At 42.1% G+C, this 25,664-nt stretch carries 22 protein-coding genes; 17 read left to right on the top strand and 5 right to left on the bottom strand.

Annotation, left to right across the window (positions count from 1 at the left end; translation table 11 throughout):
- The first annotated feature begins 4 nt into the window (after positions 1-4).
- The 6 genes from HED61_RS14815 (at position 5) to HED61_RS14790 (ending at position 7,952) form a co-directional block, all read left to right on the top strand.
- Positions 5-934 carry a carbohydrate ABC transporter permease gene (locus HED61_RS14815; protein ID WP_138371145.1) on the top strand — a complete coding sequence of 310 codons (930 nt, stop codon included), beginning with the start codon at positions 5-7 and terminating at the stop codon, positions 932-934.
- The gene (locus HED61_RS14810; RefSeq protein ID WP_003125619.1) at positions 931-1,761 is read left to right on the top strand and encodes a carbohydrate ABC transporter permease; all 831 of its coding nucleotides are present in this window, start codon (positions 931-933) and stop codon (positions 1,759-1,761) included. Before HED61_RS14815 ends, HED61_RS14810 begins: the two co-directional genes overlap by 4 nt.
- Positions 1,762-1,803: 42 nt before the next feature.
- Entirely contained in the window at positions 1,804-3,597 is a 1,794-nt protein-coding gene (locus tag HED61_RS14805) for a glycoside hydrolase family 2 protein (protein WP_219645147.1), read from the top strand.
- 171 nt (positions 3,598-3,768) lie between these two features.
- Positions 3,769-4,851, top strand: coding sequence for a dipeptide epimerase (locus HED61_RS14800; RefSeq protein WP_003125621.1), 1,083 nt, complete (start codon positions 3,769-3,771; stop codon positions 4,849-4,851).
- A gap of 2 nt (positions 4,852-4,853) precedes the next feature.
- Entirely contained in the window at positions 4,854-6,275 is a 1,422-nt protein-coding gene (locus HED61_RS14795) for a transglutaminase-like domain-containing protein (protein WP_219645179.1), read from the top strand.
- A 33-nt stretch (positions 6,276-6,308) separates the two neighbouring features.
- On the top strand, positions 6,309-7,952 hold the full coding sequence (locus HED61_RS14790) for a peptide ABC transporter substrate-binding protein (protein ID WP_003125623.1): 1,644 nt from the start codon (positions 6,309-6,311) through the stop codon (positions 7,950-7,952).
- A 70-nt stretch (positions 7,953-8,022) separates the two neighbouring features.
- On the opposite strand, the gene HED61_RS14785 is transcribed toward HED61_RS14790, so the two are convergent.
- Positions 8,023-8,958, bottom strand: a complete 936-nt coding sequence (locus HED61_RS14785; protein WP_219645148.1) for a response regulator transcription factor — start codon at positions 8,956-8,958, stop codon at positions 8,023-8,025.
- A 270-nt stretch (positions 8,959-9,228) separates the two neighbouring features.
- Between HED61_RS14785 and ptcA the strand changes: the two genes are divergently transcribed.
- From ptcA to HED61_RS14745, 8 genes are all read left to right on the top strand, one after another.
- Entirely contained in the window at positions 9,229-10,257 is a 1,029-nt protein-coding gene (gene ptcA / locus HED61_RS14780; RefSeq protein ID WP_003125626.1) for a putrescine carbamoyltransferase, read from the top strand.
- A gap of 223 nt (positions 10,258-10,480) precedes the next feature.
- Positions 10,481-11,899, top strand: coding sequence for an APC family permease (locus HED61_RS14775; protein WP_195971564.1), 1,419 nt, complete (start codon positions 10,481-10,483; stop codon positions 11,897-11,899).
- A complete protein-coding gene (aguA, locus tag HED61_RS14770; RefSeq protein WP_219645149.1) occupies positions 11,853-12,950 on the top strand; it encodes an agmatine deiminase in 1,098 nt (365 codons plus the stop codon). The genes HED61_RS14775 and aguA overlap by 47 nt, the downstream gene beginning before the upstream one ends.
- A gap of 10 nt (positions 12,951-12,960) precedes the next feature.
- Positions 12,961-13,890 carry a carbamate kinase gene (gene arcC / locus HED61_RS14765; RefSeq protein WP_081132131.1) on the top strand — a complete coding sequence of 310 codons (930 nt, stop codon included), beginning with the start codon at positions 12,961-12,963 and terminating at the stop codon, positions 13,888-13,890.
- A 204-nt stretch (positions 13,891-14,094) separates the two neighbouring features.
- Positions 14,095-15,453: a guanine deaminase gene (gene guaD / locus HED61_RS14760; RefSeq protein ID WP_081132130.1), complete on the top strand. Its 1,359-nt coding sequence runs from the start codon at positions 14,095-14,097 to the stop codon at positions 15,451-15,453.
- Between the two features lie 46 nt (positions 15,454-15,499).
- Entirely contained in the window at positions 15,500-16,789 is a 1,290-nt protein-coding gene (locus HED61_RS14755; protein ID WP_172461439.1) for a uracil-xanthine permease family protein, read from the top strand.
- A 383-nt stretch (positions 16,790-17,172) separates the two neighbouring features.
- Complete coding sequence (gene apf, locus HED61_RS14750) at positions 17,173-17,772, top strand: aggregation-promoting factor (protein WP_021150315.1); 600 nt, start codon at positions 17,173-17,175, stop codon at positions 17,770-17,772.
- A 140-nt stretch (positions 17,773-17,912) separates the two neighbouring features.
- Positions 17,913-18,296, top strand: coding sequence for an MmcQ/YjbR family DNA-binding protein (locus HED61_RS14745; RefSeq protein ID WP_103300244.1), 384 nt, complete (start codon positions 17,913-17,915; stop codon positions 18,294-18,296).
- 86 nt (positions 18,297-18,382) lie between these two features.
- On the opposite strand, the gene HED61_RS14740 is transcribed toward HED61_RS14745, so the two are convergent.
- Positions 18,383-19,039 carry a TetR/AcrR family transcriptional regulator C-terminal domain-containing protein gene (locus tag HED61_RS14740; protein ID WP_103300245.1) on the bottom strand — a complete coding sequence of 219 codons (657 nt, stop codon included), beginning with the start codon at positions 19,037-19,039 and terminating at the stop codon, positions 18,383-18,385.
- A 116-nt stretch (positions 19,040-19,155) separates the two neighbouring features.
- Between HED61_RS14740 and HED61_RS14735 the strand changes: the two genes are divergently transcribed.
- The gene (locus HED61_RS14735) at positions 19,156-20,865 is read left to right on the top strand and encodes an ABC transporter ATP-binding protein (protein WP_219645150.1); all 1,710 of its coding nucleotides are present in this window, start codon (positions 19,156-19,158) and stop codon (positions 20,863-20,865) included.
- 2 nt (positions 20,866-20,867) lie between these two features.
- Positions 20,868-22,637 (top strand): ABC transporter ATP-binding protein, encoded by a 1,770-nt coding sequence (locus HED61_RS14730; RefSeq protein ID WP_219645151.1) that lies wholly within the window; start codon positions 20,868-20,870, stop codon positions 22,635-22,637.
- Positions 22,638-22,722: 85 nt separating this feature from the next.
- On the opposite strand, the gene HED61_RS14725 is transcribed toward HED61_RS14730, so the two are convergent.
- Genes HED61_RS14725 through HED61_RS14715 form a run of 3 tightly spaced genes read right to left on the bottom strand, consistent with a single transcriptional unit; the run spans position 22,723 to position 24,965 of the window.
- Positions 22,723-23,013 carry a rhodanese-like domain-containing protein gene (locus HED61_RS14725; protein WP_219645152.1) on the bottom strand — a complete coding sequence of 97 codons (291 nt, stop codon included), beginning with the start codon at positions 23,011-23,013 and terminating at the stop codon, positions 22,723-22,725.
- Entirely contained in the window at positions 22,988-24,652 is a 1,665-nt protein-coding gene (locus HED61_RS14720) for an FAD-dependent oxidoreductase (RefSeq protein WP_003125642.1), read from the bottom strand. Before HED61_RS14720 ends, HED61_RS14725 begins: the two co-directional genes overlap by 26 nt.
- A gap of 1 nt (position 24,653) precedes the next feature.
- The gene (locus HED61_RS14715; RefSeq protein ID WP_171917265.1) at positions 24,654-24,965 is read right to left on the bottom strand and encodes a rhodanese-like domain-containing protein; all 312 of its coding nucleotides are present in this window, start codon (positions 24,963-24,965) and stop codon (positions 24,654-24,656) included.
- A gap of 152 nt (positions 24,966-25,117) precedes the next feature.
- Between HED61_RS14715 and HED61_RS14710 the strand changes: the two genes are divergently transcribed.
- Positions 25,118-25,387 (top strand): metal-sensitive transcriptional regulator, encoded by a 270-nt coding sequence (locus tag HED61_RS14710; protein ID WP_156247686.1) that lies wholly within the window; start codon positions 25,118-25,120, stop codon positions 25,385-25,387.
- The last annotated feature ends 277 nt before the right edge of the window (positions 25,388-25,664 follow it).

Here is a 25,664-nt window from a genome sequence, read left to right as displayed (position 1 = left end):
AGGAATGATCACACTTAAAACAGATGGACAATCTAAAAAGAAACACTATGATTTACACAAAGAAGAGAATCGTGCAGGGTATGCTTTTGCAGCCCCTGCAATTCTCGGATTATTGATTTTTACCATCATCCCCATGATCGTTAGTCTGATTCTCAGTTTTACGGATTATAATGTCATCGGTGATTTCAAATTTACCGGCATCGATAACTACCGTACGATTTTTATGGATGATCTGTTTTTCAAAAAATCGGTGGTTGTGACATTCACCTTTGCTTTTGGCAGTACGTTAAGTAGTTTGATCGCTGCACTAGTGATCGCATTGTTGATGAATGTCAAAGTTCGAGGACAGGCATTTTTTCGAACATTGTTCTACTTGCCGGTGGTAGTTCCAGCGGTGGCTTCAAACATTTTATGGATGTGGTTATTCAACCCGGATTTTGGCTTGCTGAATTCTGTTTTGCAATTTTTCCATTTGCCGCCGTCTAACTGGATTTTTGATGAACAAACAGCGATCCCATCTTTGATTTTAATGGCCGTATGGGGATGTGGTGGTACCGCTCTGGTTTTCTTAGCTGGGCTGCAGGATGTTCCCCAAGACCTAATGGAGGCTGTGGAAGTAGATGGCGGCAATTGGCGCCATAAATTTTTGTATGTGACATTGCCAGCCATCTCGCCCATCATTTTCTTTAACTTGGTGATGGGGTTGATTGGGTCTTTCCAGACATTCTCGCAAGCATACATTATGACTGGAGGCGGCCCCAATAATGCGACCTTGTTTTACGCATTGTTGATCTACCGCAAAGCATTCCAAGAAAATCAGTTTGGTTATGCATCCGCATTAGCATGGATCCTATTTGTGATTATTGGTTTGTTTACGATGCTGGTTTTTGGTACGGCAAAAAATTGGGTGTATTATGGAGGGCAAGAAAAATGACCATGAGAAAAGCAAAATACATGATGTATGTTCCATTAGTGGTGATTGGACTGATCTCATTGGTTCCATTTTTATGGCTAGTACGCAGCTCGTTTATGGATTCCTATGAAATTTTTGAGTTCCCCCCTAAGTGGCTGCCTGATCAATTATTATTTTCTAACTACGCAGATGTCTTTCAAGTTTTGGATCTAAAGACCTATCTCGTTAACACGTTTTTGATTATTATTCCCTGCATTATCGGGAATGTCTTTACTTCTTGCTTATGCGGTTACGCATTTGGCCGCTTGAACTTTAAATACAAGAATATGTGGTTTGCGATGGTCATTGCGACAATGATGCTTCCAGGTGCAGTGACGTTGATTCCGACATTTATGATGTGGAATAAATTAGGATTTGTAAATTCCTTTGTACCTTTGATCGCCCCAGCCTTTTTTGGCGGTGGTGGGTTCAATGTCTTTTTGATGCGACAATTTTTTGCTGGTATCCCAAAAGAATTAGATGAAGCGGCGATCCTGGATGGTGCAACCCACTGGCAGATTTTTTATAAGATCATGCTTCCGTTAGTTAAACCTGCCATGATGGTTGTAGGATTTTTTACGTTTATGAATACTTGGAATGATTTTTTTGGCCCCTTGATTTACTTGAATGATCCTAGCAAACAAACATTAGCTCTCGGATTATTGCAACTAAAAGGGCAATTTTCTTCTCAATGGAATATCATGATGGCGGCTTCTACATTAATGACGATTCCTGCGTTAGTCTTGTTTTTCTTCGGTCAAAAGTATTTCATTCAAGGAATCAGTCTTACTTCTGGAAGCAAAGGCTAGTTTGCCTCGTAATAAAAAAAATTTGAAAAGGAAAGGACGACTATGAACAGACCAGAATATCCGCGCCCACAATTTGAACGAAAGAAATGGCTGAATTTAAACGGTAAGTGGCAATTTGATTTTACCGACAACTTAGAGGAACAACAGCCACAAGCATTGACACAGATGATCGAAGTTCCTTATGTCTTTCAGTCCAAGCAAAGTGGAATTGAAATCAAAAGCTTTCATGACGGTGTTTGGTATCAGCGAGAGCTGATGGTGCCAGATACTTGGCAAGACAAACGTTTATTGTTACATTTCGGCGCTGTCGATTACCATTGCTGGGTCTACATCAACCATCAGTTAGTAGGGGAACACATTGGCGGACACACCTCATTTTCTTTTGATGTGACTCACTATTTGACCTTTGACAAAGATCTGCTCACACTAAAGGTCTTTGATCCATCAACAGATGAAGAAATACCAAGAGGCAAGCAATATTGGCAGGAACATTCTTCTGCTATCTGGTATACCCGAACAACGGGTATCTGGCAGACGGTGTGGTTGGAGGCAGTTGACAAAAACGGCTATTTAGAAAAGGTCTTTTATACCAGTGAGTTTGATCGGGGATCCGTAGAGATCGCCTATCATTATGCTGGTGATTTGACGGATAAAGAATTGTGTACCAGAATTTATTACGGCGAAGAACTGATCGTTTCTGATCGCCAGCAGTTGACCGAGCACCAGTTCACACGCTCTTACAGTCTATTCAATCAAAAGATCGACCGCAGTGACTTTCACGGTCGCGGATGGACTTGGACTCCAGAGACCCCGAATCTCTTTGATGTCGTCTTTGATATTTGGTCACAAGGAAAGTGTATCGATACCGTTAAAAGCTATTTTGGCATGCGAAAAATTCATATTCAAGATGGCATGGTCCACTTAAATAACCGCCCGTATTATCAGAAACTAGTGTTGGATCAGGGCTACTGGCCCACAAGTCTCATGACAGCTCCTACAGGTGAAGATTACAAGAAAGATATCGAATTAGCCAAAGCAATGGGCTTCAACGGCTGTCGCAAACATCAAAAAGTAGAGGACCCCCGTTTTTTGTTTTGGGCAGATCAGTTAGGATTCATTGTTTGGGGAGAATGTGCCTCACCGAGTGTTTATACACGAGCTAGCGGGGGGAAAGTGATGGCTGAATGGCAAGAGATCATCGACCGTGACTACAATCATCCTTGTATCACAACTTGGGTACCGATCAATGAAAGCTGGGGGGTACCGAACATTAGTGTCGATCGTCAGCAACAGCATTTTTCGCAGGCGATTTATCACTTGATCCATTCTTTAGATCCTACTCGATTGGTTATCTCAAATGATGGCTGGGAGATGACAGAAAGTGATATTTGTGGGATTCACAGCTATGTTCATGGAACGAAAGAAGAACTGGAGAAATACGCCCATTTTGTGGCGAGTTTGCGAACAAAAGATACGATTTTAGCTTCTGAACCCAATCGCAGAAAAATTTATTGTCCAGGATTTCAACATCAAGATGTTCCTATCTTGTTAACAGAATTTGGCGGGATCGGCTATGATACAGGGGCTCAAGGCTGGGGATATACCAATGCAGCTAATGAAGCAGAGTTTATTCAGGACTATCAGCGGGTGATTGATGCTGTCTATCAGTCAGAAATTCTTCACGGCTTTTGTTATACGCAGTTGACGGATGTGGAACAGGAAAAAAACGGTTTGTTAACAGCTGATCGACAACCAAAGTGTCCGCTTGATACAATCAAACAAATCAATGTTCGTTGGCATCCGACGATTATTAATAAAATACAATTATCTGATTAAAAGAGCAAATTTTTGCTCTTTTTTTGTTATTAAATTTACTGCTCAAAGGAGATAAGTTGGTAGAGTTATGCATAATCTGTATAAAAATAAAATTCAGAAAATTCAGAAAAAGTGTTGAAAAGAAAAAAACGGAATGATATAGTCAGTTTTAAGTTAGAGGGGGGAATGAAGATGAAAATTGAACGTGTGGAAATTGCTGCAAATAAAATGATGCTGCGCAAGCCATTTAAAATTGCATTAGGCGTTATTACTGAGGTCAGCAATTTGACCATTAAAGTGATCACTGACACAGGGGACTTTGGGATCGGTGAGGCAACACCTGAACCCTTAGTGACAGGGGAGACACTTGAAGGCTGTGAAGCTGCTCTAAAGTTATTGGCTGATGCATTAACTGGAGAAGATCCACGGCAATTAAGCCGGATCCATAGCATCATGAACCAGTGCATGAAAGGCAATGGGTCTGCCAAAGCAGCTCTCGATATGGCTTGCTATGATCTATTGGGAAAAAGTACAGGACTTCCTTTGTATCAGCTTTTAGGCGGTCAGGATAACCAAGTAGAGACAGATATGACGATTTCCATCGATACTCCAGAAGTGATGGCAGAGAATGCTCAATTGTTTGTGGAACAAGGATTTACTGCACTGAAGATCAAAGTCGGATTGGATGAGAAAGACGATATTGAACGAGTAAAACAAATTCGGGCAGCTGTCGGTCCAGCCATCGAATTGAGAATTGATGCCAACCAAGGTTGGCGGGCAAAGCAGGCAATAAAAATGATTGAACAGTTGCAGAAATATGATATCGCTTTTTTTGAGCAACCAACACCTGCTAGTGACATTGATGGATTAGCCTTTATCAGAACTCAAGTCAACCAACAGATCATGGCAGATGAAGCGGCATTTGTACCTCAAGATGCGTTATCATTGATCAAAAAAGATGCAGTAGATGCTGTCAATATCAAATTGATGAAATGTGGCGGCATCTATCCAGCGTTACAGATCAATAGTATTTGCGAAGCTGCGAATATCCCTTGTATGGTAGGTTGTATGGCAGGGGAGACCAATATTAGTATCGCAGCGGCAGCTCACTTTGTTGCTGCACAAAAAAATGTTCGTTTCGCTGACCTCGACGCGACGTTTGATTTAGCAGTTCTTGCGTATGAAGGGGTTGTTGGTACAGAAAAAACACCGGTGATTCAACTTAATGAAGCGGCTGGATTAGGCGTTAAACAAAAAGAGGAGGTGGCGCAGTGAGTATGGATCCTAATGATCTATCCAATCTAGTGGTTCCTTTGCCAGAAGACATTCAACGAGCCAAAGATTTTGGTGATTTTTCTTTAACACGTAGACTCATTCATCAGAAGTTGAACAATGCCCGTATCAGTGAAGTCTTAAAAGATCGTTTGCACACGGAATTAAAGGTTTTGACTGTTTTTGAAGCAAAGCAATATCCCTATGAAGAAACCAAAGCTCTGGAGATGATGCAACAGTCCTTTGTCGATTTTCAGCGAGAAGAACTGGATCGCTTAGTGGAAGCAGGAGAGGTTGAATGGATCTACTTGAACGGCAAAAAAGTTTTCCATGAACGCTTTATTGCTAATCTCGTTAAGACGCGCTCAGACTATTATACGCGCTATTTATTTGAGGAAGAAAACGGAATTGACAGTGCCCGACAAGTAGAACTGGATGAGAATGTAGAAAAAATGAAACAACTCGGACAAAGGACTGCTCGAATCGTTTTGAAACAATCACTTAGACCACTAACAACGCTTAATAAAGAAGACGGTCCTTTCTTGACGCACATTCCTTTGCCTCGAGACACTGGAAAGGTAGCAAATGCCAAGATTCTTCAGACAAAAGGAGAGGTCAAGCAGATTGATCCCTTCGCTGCACCACAGCGAACGATCGCATTTGAAACCAACGACCCTTCCTCAATTGAAGCGACTGTGGAACACAGCTATGAATTGACGGCTGTTTATACGGATTTATTCCAGTTGTTGGATGAGCAAACCATGATTCGTGAGTTGACTGAGTCGGAAAAAACCGCATTTGCATCAGCGCTCAATGAATTCGCTCCCCATATTCAATTTACGCCTTTTCTACAGCAATTATTGCAGGAAATTTTGCCGGAAGCAAAAAATCCCTTGGAACGTGCGTATGCGATTTATCATTTTGTGACCACCAAAGTAACCTATTCGTTTATGCGAGAATATTATGCGATTCCGAATATCAGTGAGTACTGTGCAGTCAATCAGAAAGGAGACTGTGGGGTTCAAGCACTTTTATTTATCACTTTGTGTCGTATGGCGAATATCCCAGCTGAATGGGAGTCGGGTTTATATGTTTCAGAATTTTTTGTGGGCCCTCATGACTGGGCGCGCTTCTATCTACCAGAGTATGGTTGGCTTTATGTAGATGTTTCGTTTGGGGGCAGCGCATTTCGAGGCGGAAATGAAGAGCGCTGGCGTTATTATTTTGGAAACCTAGATATTTTTCGCTTACCTGCTAATAACTGTATTCAAGGGGGATTTACCGTAGCGAAGCAATTCTTACGAGCAGACCCCATCGACAATCAGCGGGGAGAATTTGAGTCTGCCAAGAAAGGCTACCGATATGATGAACTGGATTGGCAAGCTGAATTGATTGAGATAACGATTTTAGAAAAAGCGCTTCGATAAGCGGTTGGGACGCATGTAAAAAGGAGGACGTAAATGAGGAATAAAGGAAAAAAAAGAATGATGTTTTTGTTGGTTGTTGCTAGCGTCATCGGTTTTTCAGGTTGTAGTTATCAGAAAGAATCCAAAGCGACTGCCCAAGCGAGCAGTGTGGTCAATTTGATGGAACAAAGCGAAATCGGATCGATGGATACACTCTCTACACAAGATACGGCAAGTATCAATGCCCAAGTCAATGTCTTTGATGGATTGTATCAAATCGATGACACCAATAAGGTCGCACCGGCTATCGCCAAAGATTTCCCCAACATATCCGACGATGGTCTGACTTACACGATCACGTTGAGAGAAGATGCTACTTGGAGTAATGGGGAGCCAGTGACGGCTAAAGATTTTATTTATGCTTGGCAACGGCTAGCCACGCCAGCCAATCAAGCAAACTACATGTTTTTATTGGACGGTACATTTAAAAATGGCACCGAAATCATCAATGGGGAAAAAGACCCTTCTGAACTAGGTGCGAAAGCTACGGACGAGTACACGATCGAGATCCAATTGGAACAGCCAGTTCCTTATTTGACTTCGATATTGGCCTTTACTCCATTTTTTCCACAAAATGAAGCTTTTGTCACCGAAAAAGGGGATGCTTATGGCACATCAAGTGAAAATATTTTAACTAATGGCCCCTTTTTGATGAAAAATTGGGATCAAGCTTCCTCTACATGGGATCTGGAAAAAAATGAAGACTACTACAATCGTGATGCCATCAAACTGGAGAATATCCATTATGAAGTGATCAAAGAAGCTGTTACAGGATATAATCTTTTCAATGAAGGACAGTTGGATATGGCGGATATTTATGGGGAATACGTGAAGCAAAATGCCGCTAACGAAGAACTACAGACGGTGCTGACCTCTTATATCCACTATTTCAAGATGAATCAGAAAAGAGATGGTAAAGATACGATCTTTGCCAATGAAAATGTCCGAAAAGCCGTTTATTATGCGATTGATAAAGAAGCTTTAGTCAAAGATGTCTTATCGGATGGATCAGAAGCAATCAATGGGTTTATTCCGAACAACTTTGTCTTCAATCCGGAAACTGGCAAAGATTTTCGAGAAGATGCGCCTCTAGAAGGACCGGATAAAGCCACTGCACTCGCTTACTGGCAAAAAGCCACTGCTGATATTGGGGATAAGATCTCCATCGAGATGTTAACCAAAGACACTGATGCAGATAAAAAAGTGGCTGAATTCATCCAGGATCAGTTACAGACAGTCTTACCGGGCTTGACCGTTGAAATCAAGTCTGTCCCATTGAATAATTCGATTGAATTGACACGAAAAAGCGATTACGAGTTAGCTATCGGAACATGGGGACCAGATTATCAAGACCCGATGACGTACCTTTACAATCTCGTTTCACCGAATAACACGAATTATGAAAATAAAGACTATGACCAGTTGATTGCTGATAGCAATACGACTTATGCCAATGATTTAGCGACACGTTGGGATACGATGATCAAAGCAGAAAAACTATTAGTAGAAGAAACCGCCGGGATTGTCCCAATCTACCAAAGAGCTCGTAGTATTATGGTCAATCCTTCCCTGAAAGGTGTGTACTATCCAACTTTCGGACCGTCAACGATCATCAAGTATGCATATATGGAAGAATAAGCCGTTCAGAGCAATGAATGACTGGTTTTTAAACTTTAAAAGGCCTGGAAGCGATCCTTCCAGGTCTTTTTTAGGCAGCTGCCTCATGGGTCTCTTTGTACTTTTCAAAAAGAATCATAATTTGCGTGCGTTTTTTTATCTCAAGTTTGATAAAAATGTTATGAACATGGGTTTTGACCGTTCCCAATGAAAGAAAGAGCTGATCGGCGATTTCCTGATTGGTTTGATGGGACAACAGCAACGCAAAGATTTCCGTTTCTCGTTGGGTAAACTGATGAATACGGCAAAAGTTTTGAATCAAGAGAGAGGTGTCTTGCTCTTGCGGTTTTTCTTCCTGTGGTTGGCGTTCTTTGATAAAGAAGTGCAGTAATAATAGACAAACAACAATCGAAAAGATATCCTCTGAAATACTGCGATTATAAATCTTTGTCGCTAACGAGCTGTACTGGTCGACATTGAAAATCACGAAGCTATCTTCAATTATGATCAAAATACTAAAGAAGAGATTGATGATCATCAACTGTTTTAAATAGTGTTTGTTCAGTAGAGGGAGCTTCTTTTTGGTCCCTTGCCAACAATAAATTCCTAGATAAAAAAGGAAGAGTTGATTACCAAGATAATAGAGCCAAACTTTAAATGCTGAGTTTTCCATCAGTGGGGTCGTAATCATCCAAATGGCCAAAACGATCAATAGCGTATAATGGAGGGGAGAGAGTTTTTCTTTGCGTAGTTCGGCAAGAATAGAAATGGAGAAAAAGGCATTTCCCATAAATATAATAGTTTTAACTGCTGGTGCACTCATAAATGCCTGATCATAACTTTGGGCAAAGGAATTGAGAAATTCCGTCATATAAATAATTGTATTGTCAAAAATAAAGAATGCCAGATACAAACTAATCCAAAGAAATAATTTGTTTTTTTCTTTTAAGTAAGAATAAATAGCAAAAGTCATCGTGATTGAATATAGAATGATCAATAAAATATTGTATATAAAAATAGCTATCATATTGAATCCCCTTTCAATTTTTCTTACACCAATTTTCTTATCCTAATTATAACACCATTTGTTTTTTCTTTACTTTTAATTCCGCTAAACTTTCCTCTAAACTTTTGTAAACCCTTGGAAAATAACTGGTTTATATCCAAAAATAAACTTGTCCTCAGCAAGTATAGAATAAGTGTGATAACGTTTACAACTAATGGCTTATCGTAAACTCCGCCTTTTTTACCTAAAGTGAAGATGCAAAAGCAAACAAATCACTTAGGAGGTTTCATTATGGAAAAAAGAGATTTTATTACAACGGAAAATTACACGAAGGAGGAGATCCAACAAATCGTTGATCTGTCATTGAAAATCAAAGCGGCCATCAAAAATGGTTATTACCCCCCTTTACTAAAGAACAAAGTATTAGGGATGATTTTCCAACAATCATCTACCAGAACGCGGGTTTCTTTTGAAACAGCAATGACACAATTAGGAGGACATGCAGAATATCTCGCACCAGGACAAATTCAATTGGGTGGTCATGAAACGATAGAAGACACAAGCCGTGTTCTTTCTCGTTTAGTTGACATTTTGATGGCTCGCGTGGAACGGCATCATAGTGTGTATGACTTAGCAACGAATGCCACGATCCCAGTTATTAATGGTATGTCTGACTTCAACCATCCAACGCAGGAACTTGGCGATCTTTGCACCATGATCGAACATCTTCCAGCAGGCAAAAAAATCGAAGACTGCAAGATTTCCTTTATTGGTGATGCCACACAAGTCTGTTTCTCTTTAGGATTGATCGCAACAAAAATGGGGATGGAATTCGTTCAATTTGGTCCAGAAGGGTTCCAGTTAAACGAAGACCATCGCGCACGATTAGACGCGATTTGTAAAGATTCTGGCGGTTCCTATACGATATCAGATCAAATCGATGTGATCGAAGGTTCGGATTTTGTTTATACAGATGTTTGGTATGGACTGTATGAAGCAGAATTATCAGAAGAGGAACGCATGCGTATTTTTTACCCTAAATACCAAGTGAACGCTGACTTGATGAAACGCGCTGGTGAACAAGCGAAATTTATGCACTGCTTACCTGCCACTCGTGGAGAAGAAGTCACGGATGAGGTCATGGATGGACCAAACTCGATCTGTTTTGATGAAGCAGAAAACCGGTTAACGTCGATTCGCGGTCTCTTAGTGTACTTGATGCGGGATTATGCGGATAAAAATCCAATCGACGAGACCAAAAAAGCAGCGGCTGAAAAAGACTTGGAAGTTTTGTTAGATGAAACTAGACGCAAGAGATGAGGAAAGGAAATAGTCTGCGTATCAAGGGGATGCGTGAAGACTGTTTTGGTTCTTGAGGAGGGGCCAACGAACTGCGAATCGATTCTTTTGAGCGGAAGCTCGTTCTAATAATGTCGCAGCTTATGTGCTGAACTGGGATTCACGAGAGAGAAATCCGCTAGTTGCAAGAATCCTTCAATCGTTGGCCAACCCTTATTCCCTTGTACCGGAAAGGAAGAAAACAATGGGAGAAAAGAAAAAATTTAGTTTGATGAGTGCCATCTTATCGGTTATTTGTGTTGTATTTGTGGCAGAAGCGGCTGCACCGGTAGCAGCAATCGGAAATTCACAGTTTTTTTGGTGGATCTTTCTATTGGTTGCGTTCCTTTTGCCCTATGGGTTAATCTCATCAGAATTAGGAACAACGTATATTGGTGATGGCGGTATTTATGATTGGGTGACACAAGCTTTCGGTCATCGCTGGGGTTCTCGGGTTTCTTGGTACTACTGGATCAATTATCCATTATGGTTAGCCTCTCTAGCCGTAGTCTGTCCTGACTTGTTGACGACTATCACAGGTCGTGAATTTTCCACGGTGGCTGCTATCGTGATCGAACTGATTTTTATATGGGTCATCGTTTGGATCAGTTTTTATCCGGTCAGTGACAGTGTATGGATTTTGAATGGGGCAGCAGTGATCAAGATGCTGTTAGCAATCTTGATTGGTGGCTTAGGTCTCTATACGGCCCTTACCAAAGGTGTTGCGAATGAGTTCACTCTTTCTTCGATGCTGCCAAGCTTCAATTTGAATAGTTTGTCTTTTATCTCGGTAATCATTTTTAACTTATTAGGATTCGAAGTGATTTGTACATTTGCAAGTGACATGGAAAACCCTAAGAAGCAAATTCCTCAATCGATCATTGCCGGTGGACTGGTGATTGCCGCCATTTACATTTTTTCTGCTTTCGGGATCGGTGTAGCGATTCCTACGGATCAAATCAGTACCGGCAGTGGATTGATGGATAGTTTTAAATTATTGACAGGATCAACAGGCGGCTGGTTCATTATTTCGATGGCCTTTTTGTTCTTGCTGACATTGTTTGGCAACATGATTTCTTGGTCGTTAGGGGTCAATAATACTGCTTGCTATGCGGCCGAAAATGGCGATATGCCGGAAGTATTTGCCAAACGCAGCAAAAAAAATGGCATGCCTACTGGTGCGGCAATTATGAATGGTATCGTTGCTTCTATCGTCGTCGTCATCGCCCCAATTTTACCAAATCAAGATTTATTCTGGGCATTTTTCTCACTGAACCTAGTAATGTTCCTACTATCGTATGTCCCTGTGTTTCCTGCGTTTTATAAATTACGTAAAATTGATCCAGACACACCTCGACCTTTCAAGGTGAGCGGCAGCGATTTGTTCTTGAAGGTATTAGTCGCACTACCAATGATCATGATCGTGATCTCATTGATTTTCACAGCGCTTCCTTTGCAATTTAACGCTGAATCACTGAGTCAGCAATTACCAATCACGATTGGAGCAATTGTATTTGCCCTCGTTGGTGAAGCCATTATCTGGATCAAAAAAATCAAAAAAGAAGGAGTGCTGTATCATGGCGAAACGAATCGAAAAGACCACACCGAAACAAGACGGGTTTAGAATGCCCGGAGAGTTTGAACCACAAGAGAAAGTATGGATGATTTGGCCAGAGCGCCCGGATAACTGGCGTGATGGGGGCAAACCAGCTCAAGAAGCATTTGCTGAAGTCGCAAAAGCGATCAGCAAATTCACGCCAATGAATGTGGTCGTGTCGCAACAACAATATCAAAACTGCCGTCGTCAATTGCCTGCAGACATCACTGTCTATGAAATGTCTAATAACGATGCATGGATTCGTGACTGTGGTCCTAGCTTTGTCATCAACGACAAAGGCGAATTACGAGGCAATGACTGGGGATTTAATGCTTGGGGCGGATTAGTCGATGGCTTGTATTTTCCTTGGGATCAAGATGATTTAGTTGCTCAAAAGATCTGTGAGATCGAGCATGTGGATTCTTATCGGACGGAAGGGTTTATTTTAGAAGGGGGATCCTTCCATGTCGATGGGGAAGGCACTGTGTTAACGACGGAGATGTGTTTGTTGAGTGATGGCCGGAACCCCCATATGACAAAAGCAGAAATCGAACAAAAATTATGCGCCTACTTGAACTGTGAGAAGGTCCTTTGGTTAGCTGACGGGATCGATCCGGAAGAAACCAATGGACATGTGGATGACGTGGCATGTTTTGTACGTCCCGGAGAAGTGGCTTGTATCTATACTGAAGATAAAAACAGCCCATTTTATGAAGCGGCTCAAGCTGCATACAAGCGTTTGAATGAAATGACCGATGCCAAAGGCCGCAAATTAAAAGTTCATAAGCTTTGCTGCCCAGTAGAAAATGTCACGATCAATGGGGATTTCAAGATTGATTACGTAGAAGGAACCATGCCGCGAGAAGATGGCGACATTTGTATTGCTTCTTATATGAACTTTCTAATTACAAACAACGGTGTGATCGTTCCTCAATACGGAGACGAAAATGATGCGCGGGCACTTGAAGAAATAGCAGAGATTTTCCCAGATAAAGAAGTTGTGGGCGTAAATACAGTTGAGATCGTATACGGTGGCGGGAATATTCACTGTATCACGCAACAACAACCGCAAAGATAGGAGGAGACGTATGTCAAAAATTGTCATCGCTTTAGGCGGAAATGCTTTAGGCGACTCTGCGCACGAACAATTGACCAAAGCCCAAGTGGCAGCAAAATCGATTGCTGATCTAATCAGTGACGGCCATCACGTGGTGATTGCTCACGGGAATGGTCCTCAAGTTGGCAAAATTCGCTTAGCATTTGAGGAAACCAGCAAAACGCAAGAAGACGTCATGCCATTTCCTGAATGCACAGCTATGAGTCAAGGGTACATCGGTTACCATTTGCAACAAGCGATTGATGAAGAGCTTGTTTCTCGCGGGTTGGAAAATATTCCGGTCGTCTCCATGCTGACGCAAGTGGTGGTCGATCCAGCTGATCCAGCTTTTACGAATCCAACGAAACCAATCGGTGGCTACTATAGTGAAGCTAAGGCTCAGCAATTAATGACTGAAAGCGGCGACACTTATATAGAAGATGCAGGCCGAGGTTGGCGTCGGGTCGTTCCTTCTCCTAAACCAGTGGACATTTATGAAAAAATCAGTCTAAAAACATTAGTAGATGCAGGTCAAGTGGTGATTGCATGTGGCGGAGGCGGCATACCAGTGGTTTATGAAGGCACTCGCTATAAAGGAGTTGACGCGGTGATTGACAAAGACTTTGCTGCAGCCAAGATGGCGGCACTGATCGATGCGGACATCTTCATTATCTTAACCGCTGTTGACCAAGTCTTTGTCAACTATGGTCAACCAGATCAACGAGGATTGACAACAGCCACTGTCGCTGAAATGCAAGCGTACATTGACCAAAATCAATTTGCACCTGGTAGTATGTTGCCAAAAGTGGAAGCAGCGATCGCATTTGCTGCTTCCAAGGATGGGCGTCAAGCAGTGATCGCTTCATTGGAAAAAGCGGCGGAAACTTTAGCTGGCAATAGTGGTACGACAATTCAGCTTTAAGTGAAGGAAAGACATTTGGTGAACACACCAAATGTCTTTTTTTGCCTTAAAAACGAACATTAGATTCTTTTTGTCAGGATTAATGTACGGTTTTTATTGAAAAAAATCCGAATGAATGTAAAATAAAACCATTGATGCTTATTTTAATGAAAACTGCTAATGTCAAAACAGCAGTCTGATGCAGTTTGTTAAAGGAGAAAACTTATGTCAATAACAAAATATTTTAAAGGTTCTGTATTTCATACACCCACAGATGGCGTGCTGGAATACTTAGAGGATGTCCTCATTTGCGTGGATGCTGAAGGGATGATCGAAAGGGTTGTCACAACAGAACAATCAGACTATCCAGAAATGCTGGCAGCTGCCAAACAAGGAATGCTAGTTGAATTGCAGAAGGGACAGTATTTTTTGCCGGGATTTGTCGACTTGCACGTTCATGCACCTCAATGGCCGCAAGCAGGAGTTGCATTGGATGAGCCGTTGAATGTATGGCTAGATGAGTGTACCTTCCCGTTGGAAGCAAAATACGCGGACTCAAGTTTTGCTTCAGAAGTGTACCAAGATTTAGTTGCGCAACTACTGGCTCGAGGAACAACGACGGTTCTTTATTTTGCGACCGTTCATTTGGAAGCAAGTTTACAATTAGCCAAGATTTGTGCTGAGAAGGGTCAACGAGGGCTAGTGGGGAAAGTAGTCATGGATGATCCCGACGCGAACCCAGATTTTTATCGAGATGCCTCAACTGCTACGGCACTAGCAGAGACCGAAACCTTCATTAAAGAAGTCCAAAAGTTGGCAAAAACGACACGTCAAGGAGTCTATCCAGTAGTGACACCACGATTCGTCCCAAGCTGCACGGATGAAGGTCTGGCTGGGTTAGGACAACTCGCACAAAAATACGATGTCCATGTACAATCCCATTGCAGTGAAGGCCAATGGGAACACGATCACGTCTTGGAACGATTTGGTAAAACCGACACAGAAGTCTTGCGGGATTTTGGCTTACTGGGAGAAAAAGCTGTGATGGCTCATTGTAATTTTATCGATGAAAAAGATGGTGAGATCTTTGTGGAGACAGGGACTGCTGTTGCTCACTGCCCGATTTCCAATGCGTACTTTGCCAATGGTGTGATCCCTATCAATCGGCTTAAAGAACAAGGCGTAACGATTGGACTAGGCACAGATATCTCCGGCGGCTTTTCTCCAAGTTTGTATGACAATATCAAGCAAGCTGTTATGTCTTCCCGCATGTTAGAAGACGGTGTGGATGTTACATTGCCCCAAACGAATCGAGGTGTTGCGAATGCGCGTATCTCAGTCATCGACGCTTTTTCATTGGCGACAAAAGGAGGGGGCGAAGCGCTACGACTACCGATTGGTCTTATCAAGGAAGGCTACGCTTGCGACCTTCAAGTGATCGATACTTGTTATTCTGGTAATCCATTGCCAGCTTTTGGTGTACTGAACCAACCGAAAGAACAATTACAAAAGATTTTGTATCTAGCAACGGCTGAAAACATTCGTCAGGTCTGGGTGCAAGGAAAAAAAGTACATGAAAAATGAGGAGATTGATACTGTGGAAACCAGAAGTAATCGTTTAACGATCGGAATGAATGAAGATATACCTTTAGGACAAGCCATTGTTCTTGGCTTACAACACGTGTTGGCAATGGATGTGTATGTCCCACCCTTTATTATTGCAACTGCTGTTGCCATGAGCTCGTCGGATGCAGCCGGGCTGATCCAATCCACCTTTTTAGGTGCTGGGATTGCTTCGCTGATCCAAGTTCTCTTTTTCTTGAAATTGCCCGTCTGTCAAGGGCCGTCCTTTGTACCAGTAGGCGCAATCATTGGTATCTATTTTGGAGCGCAAGGTATGGATACTGTCTTAGGAGCTAGTATTGTCGGGGCATTGGCTGTTATTCTTTTAGGGATGACAGGGATCTATAAGTATATTGTCCGCAACTTTATTCCCACGATCGTCAGTGGCACGATTATCATGATCGTTGGACTGACATTGTTACCTACAGCTTTTACCAGCAACATTTATCCAGCTACTGAGACATTATCGGCTAATCAGAACATGTTTTTGGCTGCAGTGACAGCAGCAATTTTGATTTTATTCTCGATGTTAGGTGATTACTTCCCTCGTTTAGGTAAATATTTCCGGATTAGCTCGGTGATTATTGCCTTAATGATCGGGACGCTGATTGCTTGGTTCATGGGCGGCGTAGACTTCCAGTCTGTTGCGGATGCTTCATTTTTCAGTTTGCCAAAACTTATTTTCGTCAATTATGGTCTTCATTTTGATGTTTCAGCTATTTTGACGATGCTGGTGATTTATATGGTATTACTAGCAGAAACAACAGGAACTTGGTATGCCGTCAGCTCTGTCACTGAGGAAGCTGTGACAGATGAACAAATCAATAAAGGAGTCATTGGTGAAGGAATCGGTTGCCTGGTGGCTGCTTTAGTAGGAACGACACCAGTGACGGGGTATTCAACAAATGCCGGTATCATTTCCATTACTGGGGTTGCCAGTAAAAAAGTCTTTGTGATGGCTTCCTGCTGGTTCATCCTCTTGTCATTTGTCGGCAAGTTATCAGCATTGATCCATGCCGTACCTTCAGCGGTAATCGGTGGTGTCTTCGCAGTTGTCTGTGTGATCATTTTGCTTAGCGGCTTTCGAGTGATCAAGAATGAAGAGTTTTCTGAACGTGAACTCTATATTATTGGTGTTCCGCTAATCTTAGCGATCGGTCTTTTGTTCATGCCGGCTGAGATCAAACAAGAAACTCCGCAATTTCTACAATACTTATTGGATTCACCGATTGCGTTAAGTGCGATTGCTGCTATTGTGATGAATAAGTTGATTCCAGTGAAAAAAACGGTTAGATAAAGTGTCAGCGAAAGATGTTGCAGCAAGTGAACGCCTGCTTCCAATCGATGCAACAAGCATTCATGGAAACGCGCTATTCAGCTGCAGCTTTTTTTGTTACGACTGTGTGTAAATTCATCCAATTTGTAACAATTCACAAATAAAAAAGAGGGGATTCACTTTTATTGAAATAAAATAACTAATTTATATTTTTATGTTGATAATCGTTGTTGATTCAAAAGGAATTACGCGACGCTTACGAAACGTAAGGAACTCGACGCATTCGTAATCATCTGTAACGATATTTTCACCTATGAAATATTCTCTGGTGTTAGACTAGTCTATGCGTTGGAGATTTCTCCTGCGACAGACTATAAACGCTACAAGATGAGGAGAATTATTTTATGAAGTCATTGAAAACTGTTTTGCTTAGTACAGCTGTCCTTGCAGGTCTGGGTGTGTTTCTAGGTGGACAAGATGCGTTTGCTGATGAAGAATACACGGTGCAATCTGGGGATACACTATCTACGATTGCCTATAACTATTTTGGCACCTCAGAAGCCGTTGATAAAATTGTTGAAGCAAACGGCATTACGAACAAAAACTTGATCTATGTTGGTGAAACACTGGTCTTACCAACAGACGATGCCAGCTATACAAATGAACGTTCTTCAGCAGCTGCAGAATCATCAGTCACTTATGAAGAACCAGCTTCACAACCTGCCAGCAGCCAACAAACAAGCCCAAGCTCATCTGCATCAAGCAGTTCTGCAGCAACAGGCTCAGAAGCTTCAGCTAAAGAATGGATCGCGAACAAAGAATCTGGCGGTTCTTATACAGCAACAAATGGCCAATACTATGGACGCTATCAGTTGACTAACTCTTACTTGAATGGGGACTATTCAGCGGCCAATCAAGAAAAAGTAGCCGATAATTATGTTGCTTCACGTTATGGTTCATGGTCTGCAGCAAAAGCATTCTGGGAAGCTAACGGTTGGTATTAATCAAGCCAAACATTCATACGTATCACAGACTCGCTTAGCGGGTCTGTTTTTTTATCTAAATCAACAGTTTGCTGATGAAAGAAACCCTCTAAGATATGGTACACTAAAGAAAAAATCAGTTTCAAACCGGAGGGATGGCAATGAATAATCAGATCCAACAACGAATCGATCGCCTGAAAAGTTACGGTCAGTCATTGGCAGGTGCTAATGTGGCCTATCGTGAGGATTGGGGGACGATTTATTTTGGTCTAATCGGCAAACAGTTTGGTATGATGAGTCCTGAAGCGAATGATGATGCGATCATTACGTTGAAAAATAAACCGGAAGTCAATGAAGAATTACGTGAACAATACCCTAAGGCGATTATTCCCGGATACTATGCCAATAAAACCCACTGGAATTCTATTCGTCTAGCAGCGGATGAGGTAACAGACGAACAAATTGAACAGTTGATTTTGACCTCTTATGAACTGGTTTATCAGAAATTGACGAAAAAACAAAAAGAAGAACTAACAACGCTTTAAAAAACGCAACAAAAACACCAACGAGCCTCGTGCCTTGAAATCGGAAAGTGATTTAAGGAAACTTAGTGAGATTTGTTTGCGTTTTTTTATTTTAGAGAGGTATTTCGCTTGTGTAAGCCAGCCAGATAAATCGCGATACTCTCCAGAAAAACTTGACGTTCGTCGATTTGTTTGCGTTGTTGGATGCCTTCTGCCATCCCTTTTAAATGATTCTCAACAACATAGCTGCGCATAGCAGAGACATGTGCCCGCAATTTTTCATCGCCAGTTACAATTTTTGCTCGTAATTGTTCTTCTTTTTGACGATCGAGTAAGTGTCCCAATAAGAGATGATGCAATGCCTGAACGGTTTGACGGCTTTGGGCAGGAGTGAAGCCGGCTTCGATCAATATAGTGATCATTTGCTCTAAATGCAGCAGTCGGCTAGGATAGGAAGGAATCGTATGAATCTCTAGTTCTGCACCACAGGGATATTGGAGATAGAGATCGTAGTAATTGGCCATAAAGGTTTGCAACTGTTCTTGCCAGCTACCCGCAGGGACATCCGGCAGATCATTTTCCATCGTTTCAGCCATCGCTTGCAACAGCTCTTGTTTGTTCGTGAAATACCAATACAATGCCGGTGCTTGAACAGAAAGTACTTTTGCCAATTTGCGCATGGTTAACTGAGAAAGGTCAGATGTTTCCTTTAGGTAGGCAAAAGCCGCATGAATAATTGATTCTTTTGATAACTTCTGTTCCATAAAAAAATCATCCTTTGTTCGCTTGCAACATTTTTCTAAAAATGGTAAATTATTGTCCGGCTTTATTTTACAGTGTTAAATAATGCCTGTCAAACTGTAAAGGAGTGTGTTTTAAGATGGATCTTGTTTTACGCCATGTAAAGAAATACAAAGGCGCTGTCTTTATTGCGCTGGTTTCTGTAGCTGTCATGGTACTGGCTACGTTATGGCAGCCGAAGCTGCTGCAACAAGTATTGGAAGCAATCATTAAAGAAGACGATAATGAAATGAAATCGATTGGGGTCCAATTGATCGGTCTAGCCGTGTTTGGGCTAGTGGCTGGGGTCATCAATACTATTTTCTCTGCCAAAGTAGCGCAAGGAGTCAGTGCGGATATTCGTGAAGAAGCCTTTCGTAAAATCCAAACTTTCTCGTTTGGTAATATCGAGAAATTCTCAGCAGGAAATCTGGTGGTTCGACTGACCAATGACATCACCCAAATCCAAAATTTAGTGATGATCTCCTTGCAGTCGTTGTTTCGGATTCCTTTCTTATTTATTGGTGCCTTTATCTTAGCCATGATCACGATGCCTCAACTTTGGTGGGTAATCGTCGCATTGATCGTTGCAGTAGTGATCATTACTGGTCTTTCTTTTACACAGATGGGCAAACATTTCATGATCATTCAAAATTTGATCGACAAAATCAATAGTGCAGCAAAAGAAAATCTTTTAGGGATTCGTGTGGTGAAATCATTTGTTCAAGAAAAAAATCAATTGAACAGTTTCACGAAAGTCAGCGACGAACTAACAAAACACAACATCATCGTTGGTACGCTTTTCTCTGTGATGATTCCGTCCTTTATGCTGGCAGCCAACTTAGCGGTCGTAGGCGCGATCTTCTTTGTCAGCGACCTTGCAAAAGACGATCCGACATTGATCGGGGGAATCGCTTCTTTCATGAATTATTTGATGCAGATCATGATGGCGATCATTATCGGCGGTATGATGATGATGATGACTTCTCGGGCAGCGGTCTCTCTCAAACGATTGAAAGAAATTCTAGTTACCGAACCAGACTTGTCCTACAAAGATGTTCCACAGCAAGAATTAGCAGGCAGTGTGGCATTCGAGCACGTTTCTTTCCGTTATCCTGGGGATGAGAAAAATGCTTTGACAGACATCAGTTTTTCAATCGCTCCTGGAGAAATGATTGGGATCGTCGGGGCAACTGGTGCAGGGAAATCGACATTAGCTCAATTGATTCCGCGATTGTTTGATCCAACGGAAGGAACCGTGCGAGTTGGAGGCGTCGATTTACGAGAAGTAAATGAGCAAAGCTTACGTCAAACCGTTTCCTTTGTTCTACAAAAAGCGATTCTTTTCTCCGGAACCATTGCCCAAAATCTGCGCCACGGCAAAAAGAACGCCACTGTCCCTGAAATGACCCATGCAACAGAAATCGCGCAGGCAAGTGAATTCATTCAAAAATTGACGAACCGTTTTGAAGCACCCGTAGCGGAACGAAGCAGTAATTTTTCTGGTGGTCAAAAGCAACGGCTGTCTATTTCACGAGGTGTCATCGGGGAACCAAAAATCTTGATTCTAGATGATAGTACGAGCGCATTGGATGCTCGTTCGGAAAAATTGGTTCGTGAAGCCTTTGAAAAAGAACTGCAAGCTACCACCACGATCATCATTGCACAGAAAATTGCTTCTGTTGTGAATGCGGACCGTATCCTGGTGTTGGATAAAGGTCATCTGGTTGGAGTAGGTACCCATCAAGAGTTAGCTGCCAACAATCCAATTTATCAGGAAATTTTTGAGACTCAGAAAGGAGCTGAATAACCATGACGGATTTGATCAAAGCAAGCAAGTTTTTTTATCACTATTTAAAACGATACAAACTCTCTTTCTTTTTCATTTTCATTACCGTGATTGCAGCCACTTATCTGCAAGTCCAAGCACCGGTCTATGTGGGGCAAGCCTTTCAGGAATTAGCGAATTATGTTGGTGGATTGATGCAAGGCGTAGATGACAAGTCAAAATTCGTATCTGTCATCTGGAAGTTACTGCTGTTTTACGTATTGGCAAGTGGAGCAAACTTTATTTATAGTATCTTGTTCACGCAAGTGGTGGGGAAATCCACCAATCGGATGCGAATCGGGTTATTCAATAAATTGGAAAAATTGACGATCAAATTTTTTGATTCCCATCAAGATGGTGAAATTTTGAGTCGTTTTACCAGCGATTTGGATAACATTCAAAACAGCTTGAATCAAGCATTGCTGCAAGTATTGACCAATGTGGTATTGATGATCGGGATTTTGATCATGATGTTCCGACAAAATGTCACATTAGCTTGGGCGACGATTGCGTCTACACCAATTGCCATCCTGATTGCAGTCATTGTGATCCAAAAAGCTCGCAAATATGTCGATCTGCAGCAAGATGAAGTAGGAAAACTAAACGGGTACATTGATGAAAAAATCAGCGGCCAACGGATCATCATCACCAACGGTCTTCAAGAAGAAACGATTGATGGATTTTTGCAGTACAACCAAAGTGTTCGGGAAGCCACTTACAAAGGACAAGTTTACTCAGGATTGCTTTTCCCAATGATGCAAGGAATGTCGCTGGTCAACACGGCGATCGTGATTTTCTTTGGCGGTTGGTTAGCATTGAATGGGGATTTGGAACGTTCAGTTGCTCTAGGCCTTGTGGTGACTTTCGTTCAATATTCTCAACAATACTATCAACCGTTGATGCAGATTTCTTCTGGTTACAGCATGATTCAATTGGCAATCACTGGCGCCCGTCGTTTGAATGAGATGTTTGATGAACCGGATGAAGAAAAACCGGCAAATGGTGAAAAAATCACTGGTATCAAGCAAGAAGTGGCATTGAATCATGTTGATTTCGGTTATGATAGTGATCGTTTAATCCTTAAAGATGTCACCATCCATGTCAAAAAGGGTGAAATGGTGGCATTGGTAGGACCAACTGGTTCTGGAAAGACAACCATCATGAATCTTTTGAATCGCTTCTATGATGTGACGAATGGCTCAGTAACATTTGATGGTCAGGACATTCGACAGTTAGATTTAGATGCATTGCGGGAGCATGTGGGGATCGTGTTGCAAGATTCGGTACTGTTTTCTGGGACGATTCGGGAAAATATTGCTTTTGGTAAGCCGGATGCCAGTGAGGAAGCGATTATTGCAGCAGCAAAACAGGCCAACATCCATGAATTTATCATGACGTTAGAACAAGGGTATGATACACCAATCACGGAAGAAAACAATCTATTCAGTACCGGGCAAAAGCAGTTGATGAGTATCGCTCGCACGATTTTGACCAATCCATCTTTATTGATTTTGGATGAAGCTACCAGTAATGTTGATACGGTGACGGAAGCGAAGATTCAGCAAGCAATGGATGAAGCCATCAAAGGACGGACCAGTTTTGTCATCGCCCATCGTCTAAAGACGATTTTGAATGCCGATCGAATCGTTGTCTTGCGGGAGGGGCAAGTCATCGAAGAAGGTAGCCATCAAGAATTATTGGCAGAAAACGGGTTTTATGCCGAACTTTACCACAATCAATTTGTTTTTGAATAGTTAGCTGACGAGTTTAAACCAAAACCCAATGACTGCTACTTGGATCAAAGTAGCGGTCATTGGGTTTTATTTGGTGCAACGTGTTTTAAACGAGTTCACCTGGCCAAGCAGAAGTGCCGCCTAATACATTGATCGCCTTGAACCCTTGCTGGTCCATATAGTGACAGGCTTGCTCTAACCGAGCACCTGAGTGACAAATCACGTAGTAGTCAAGGTCTTTCTCCAAATTGGCAGTAGTGAAGTGAGATAACGGATTATTTTGCGCATTTGGTACATGGCCGCTGATAAATTCATCGACTTCTCTGACATCAATCAGGTGGAACTTCTGTTGTTTGCTTGCTTGATAAAATTCAGGCATTGTGATCGAGCGATACATGAATGATTTCCTCCGGTCTGACGGTTTGATAAAGCGCAAAAGCCCCGTCTAGATTTTTTGCCTCGTAGCCAGATTGTTTGAGAATCCGTTCGGCTAAATAGCTTCGCAGTCCGCTATGACAGCTGACGATATAAGAAGCAGTCGGATCAAGTTCAGTCAGTCGGTCTCGTAATTCATTCAGCGGAATATGCAGGGCGTTTTTGAAGCGGCCAGTCATTTCCGCTGTATTGCGGACATCTAGTAATTGTTTGCCGGCAGCTAATTCTGCAGAAAGTTCATGCCACTGGATTGATTCACTGATCCCTTCGATTAGATTCAATGCCGCATAGCCGATCAGGTTCACTGGATCTTTGGCGGAACCAAAAGGCGGTGCATAACTCAGTTCCAGTTCTGTTAAATCTGCCACCGTCAATCCACTTTTGATGGCTGTGGCTAATACATCCATTCGTTTATCGACGCCACTCTGTCCAACGGCCTGAGCACCATAGAGAGTACCTGTCTCTTTATTAAAAATCAATTTCAATAGCAGATCTTTAGCACCAGGGTAATAGCCAGCATGATCTTTTCCGCTGACATGAATCACAGCTGGCTGCAAGCCCGCAGATACTGCTGCTTTCTCGCTTAATCCGGTCATGGCTGCTGTAAGCCCAAAGACTCGCAGGATAGCAGTTCCAATATTGCCACGGTTTTTCCTTGGCAGACCAGCGATCACGTCTGCGACTTGCCGGCCTTGACGGTTAGCTGGTGAGGCTAAAGAAATCAACGCATCTTCTCCAGTTAATTGTTGTTTCGTGACGATAGCATCTCCGACAGCGTAAATGTCTTTTTGCGACGTTTGGTAGTTTTCGTCTACAAGGATTCCTCCTCGAATACCAGTAGTGATCCCAGCTTCCGCTGCTAATCTTGATTCTGGTTGGACCCCGATAGACAATAATGTCAGGTCTGAGTCCAGTACAGTGTCATCTTCTAACCGAATTTTTTTCCCTTCTTCTTCAAAAGAAACTGCGGATTGGCCCGTAATGACCTTGATTCCCTTCGCTATCAATTCATTTTTGACATAGGCAGCCATTTCTTCATCCATCGAAGGTAAAACCTGCGATGCTTTCTCAACGACGGTGACCTCTAAGCCACGGTTTTTCAGACTTTCTGCCATTTCCAATCCAATAAAGCCGGCACCGACTACGACGGCTTGGCGGGTATGTTGATCGATTTTCTGCAAAATAGCATCCATATCCGGCACATTTCGTAACTGACGGCAGTTTGTGGCACGGTCTAATCCTGGGATTTTTGGTATGATTGCTTTTGCTCCCGGAGCAAGAATCAACTTGTCATATGATTCTTCATAAGTCTCAGAATCTCGATGGATAGTCACAGTCTTTTGTTCTGGGTGAATAGCCAGTACTTCTTGATTTGGACGAACATCCAAACCAAAACGTGCCTTTAAGGACTCTGGTGTTTGCAGTAGTAATTGATCGCGAGTAGTAATTTCACCTGCGATAAAGTAAGGAAGGCCGCAGTTCGCAAATGACACATAAGGACCTTTCTCTAGAACAATGATTTCAGCATCTTCCATTAAGCGGCGTAATCGAGTTGCAGCAGACATGCCTCCGGCGACCCCACCGACAATCAGTACTTTCATTTTATTTTCCTCCTTGAATTGGTCCTTGCCATTGATTCATGCCACCGCGAATCGTTGTGGCATCATAGCCCATTTTAATCAATAATTTGGCAGCTTGTTTGCTGCGGACGCCTGATTGACAGATCACATATAACGGTTCTTTTTTTCCTGAATAGTGGGCGATTTTATTTAATGGGATATTGGCGGCATTTCGAATATGCCCACCCCGGTATTCAGAGGGCGTCCGGACATCAATAACTTTCGTTTTTGCAGTCAGTGCTGCGGAAAAATCACGAATAGAGATGGAAGGGACAGAACGAAACAATGAAAACATAGACATTCTCCTTTATATACGGTATGGGGTATATTAAACCCCGTTTTTCTATATTTGTCAATGATTTGATTTGATTAACATTGCGGATACGAAAAGAATGTTTGACCGTTATACCATTGTAGGGTATATTCTAATGGGGAAGGAGTGAGACGATGAATAAGACAAGAAGTGATCAAAAAAATGTGCTGAATCGTTTAAAACGTGCCGAAGGGCAGATTCGTGGGGTTCAAAAAATGATCGAAGAAGAGAAGGAATGTATCGATATCATCACTCAGTTAAGTGCGGTACGTTCAAGTATCGATCGTGTGATGGGCATGATTGTTGCAGAGAACTTGAAAGATTGTTTTGAGAATCCAGAAAAAGATCCTCAAGAACAAGCACAGAAGCTGGAACAAGCGATTCAGATGATCATCAAGAAATAGTAGCTCTATTCTTTAGGAAGAGGCTGTTTTCATAGGGGACTGACTGATGTAACCAGTAAGCTGAATCATTAAATCTGGAACGCTATCATGACGATCAAAGAAATGATTTGATCTGTGGAGAGTAGTATTGAAAGGAAAATGCTGTTGTATGCAAGAATTACCCTCAAAAAATTAGGACATCAGCTGTAAGCAGTTCAATCTAAAGTCTCAGCTACGGTCGAAGAGTCGTAGCTAAGGTTAGTTGAATGCTTGGACTGATGTCCTAATCTATGAATTG

This window comes from Enterococcus gallinarum (genome assembly GCF_021496385.1).
GTDB classification, from domain to species: Bacteria; Bacillota; Bacilli; order Lactobacillales; family Enterococcaceae; genus Enterococcus_D; species Enterococcus_D gallinarum.
Note: the sequence above shows the minus strand (reverse complement) of the source record. Positions and strands in the feature narration are given on the sequence as shown.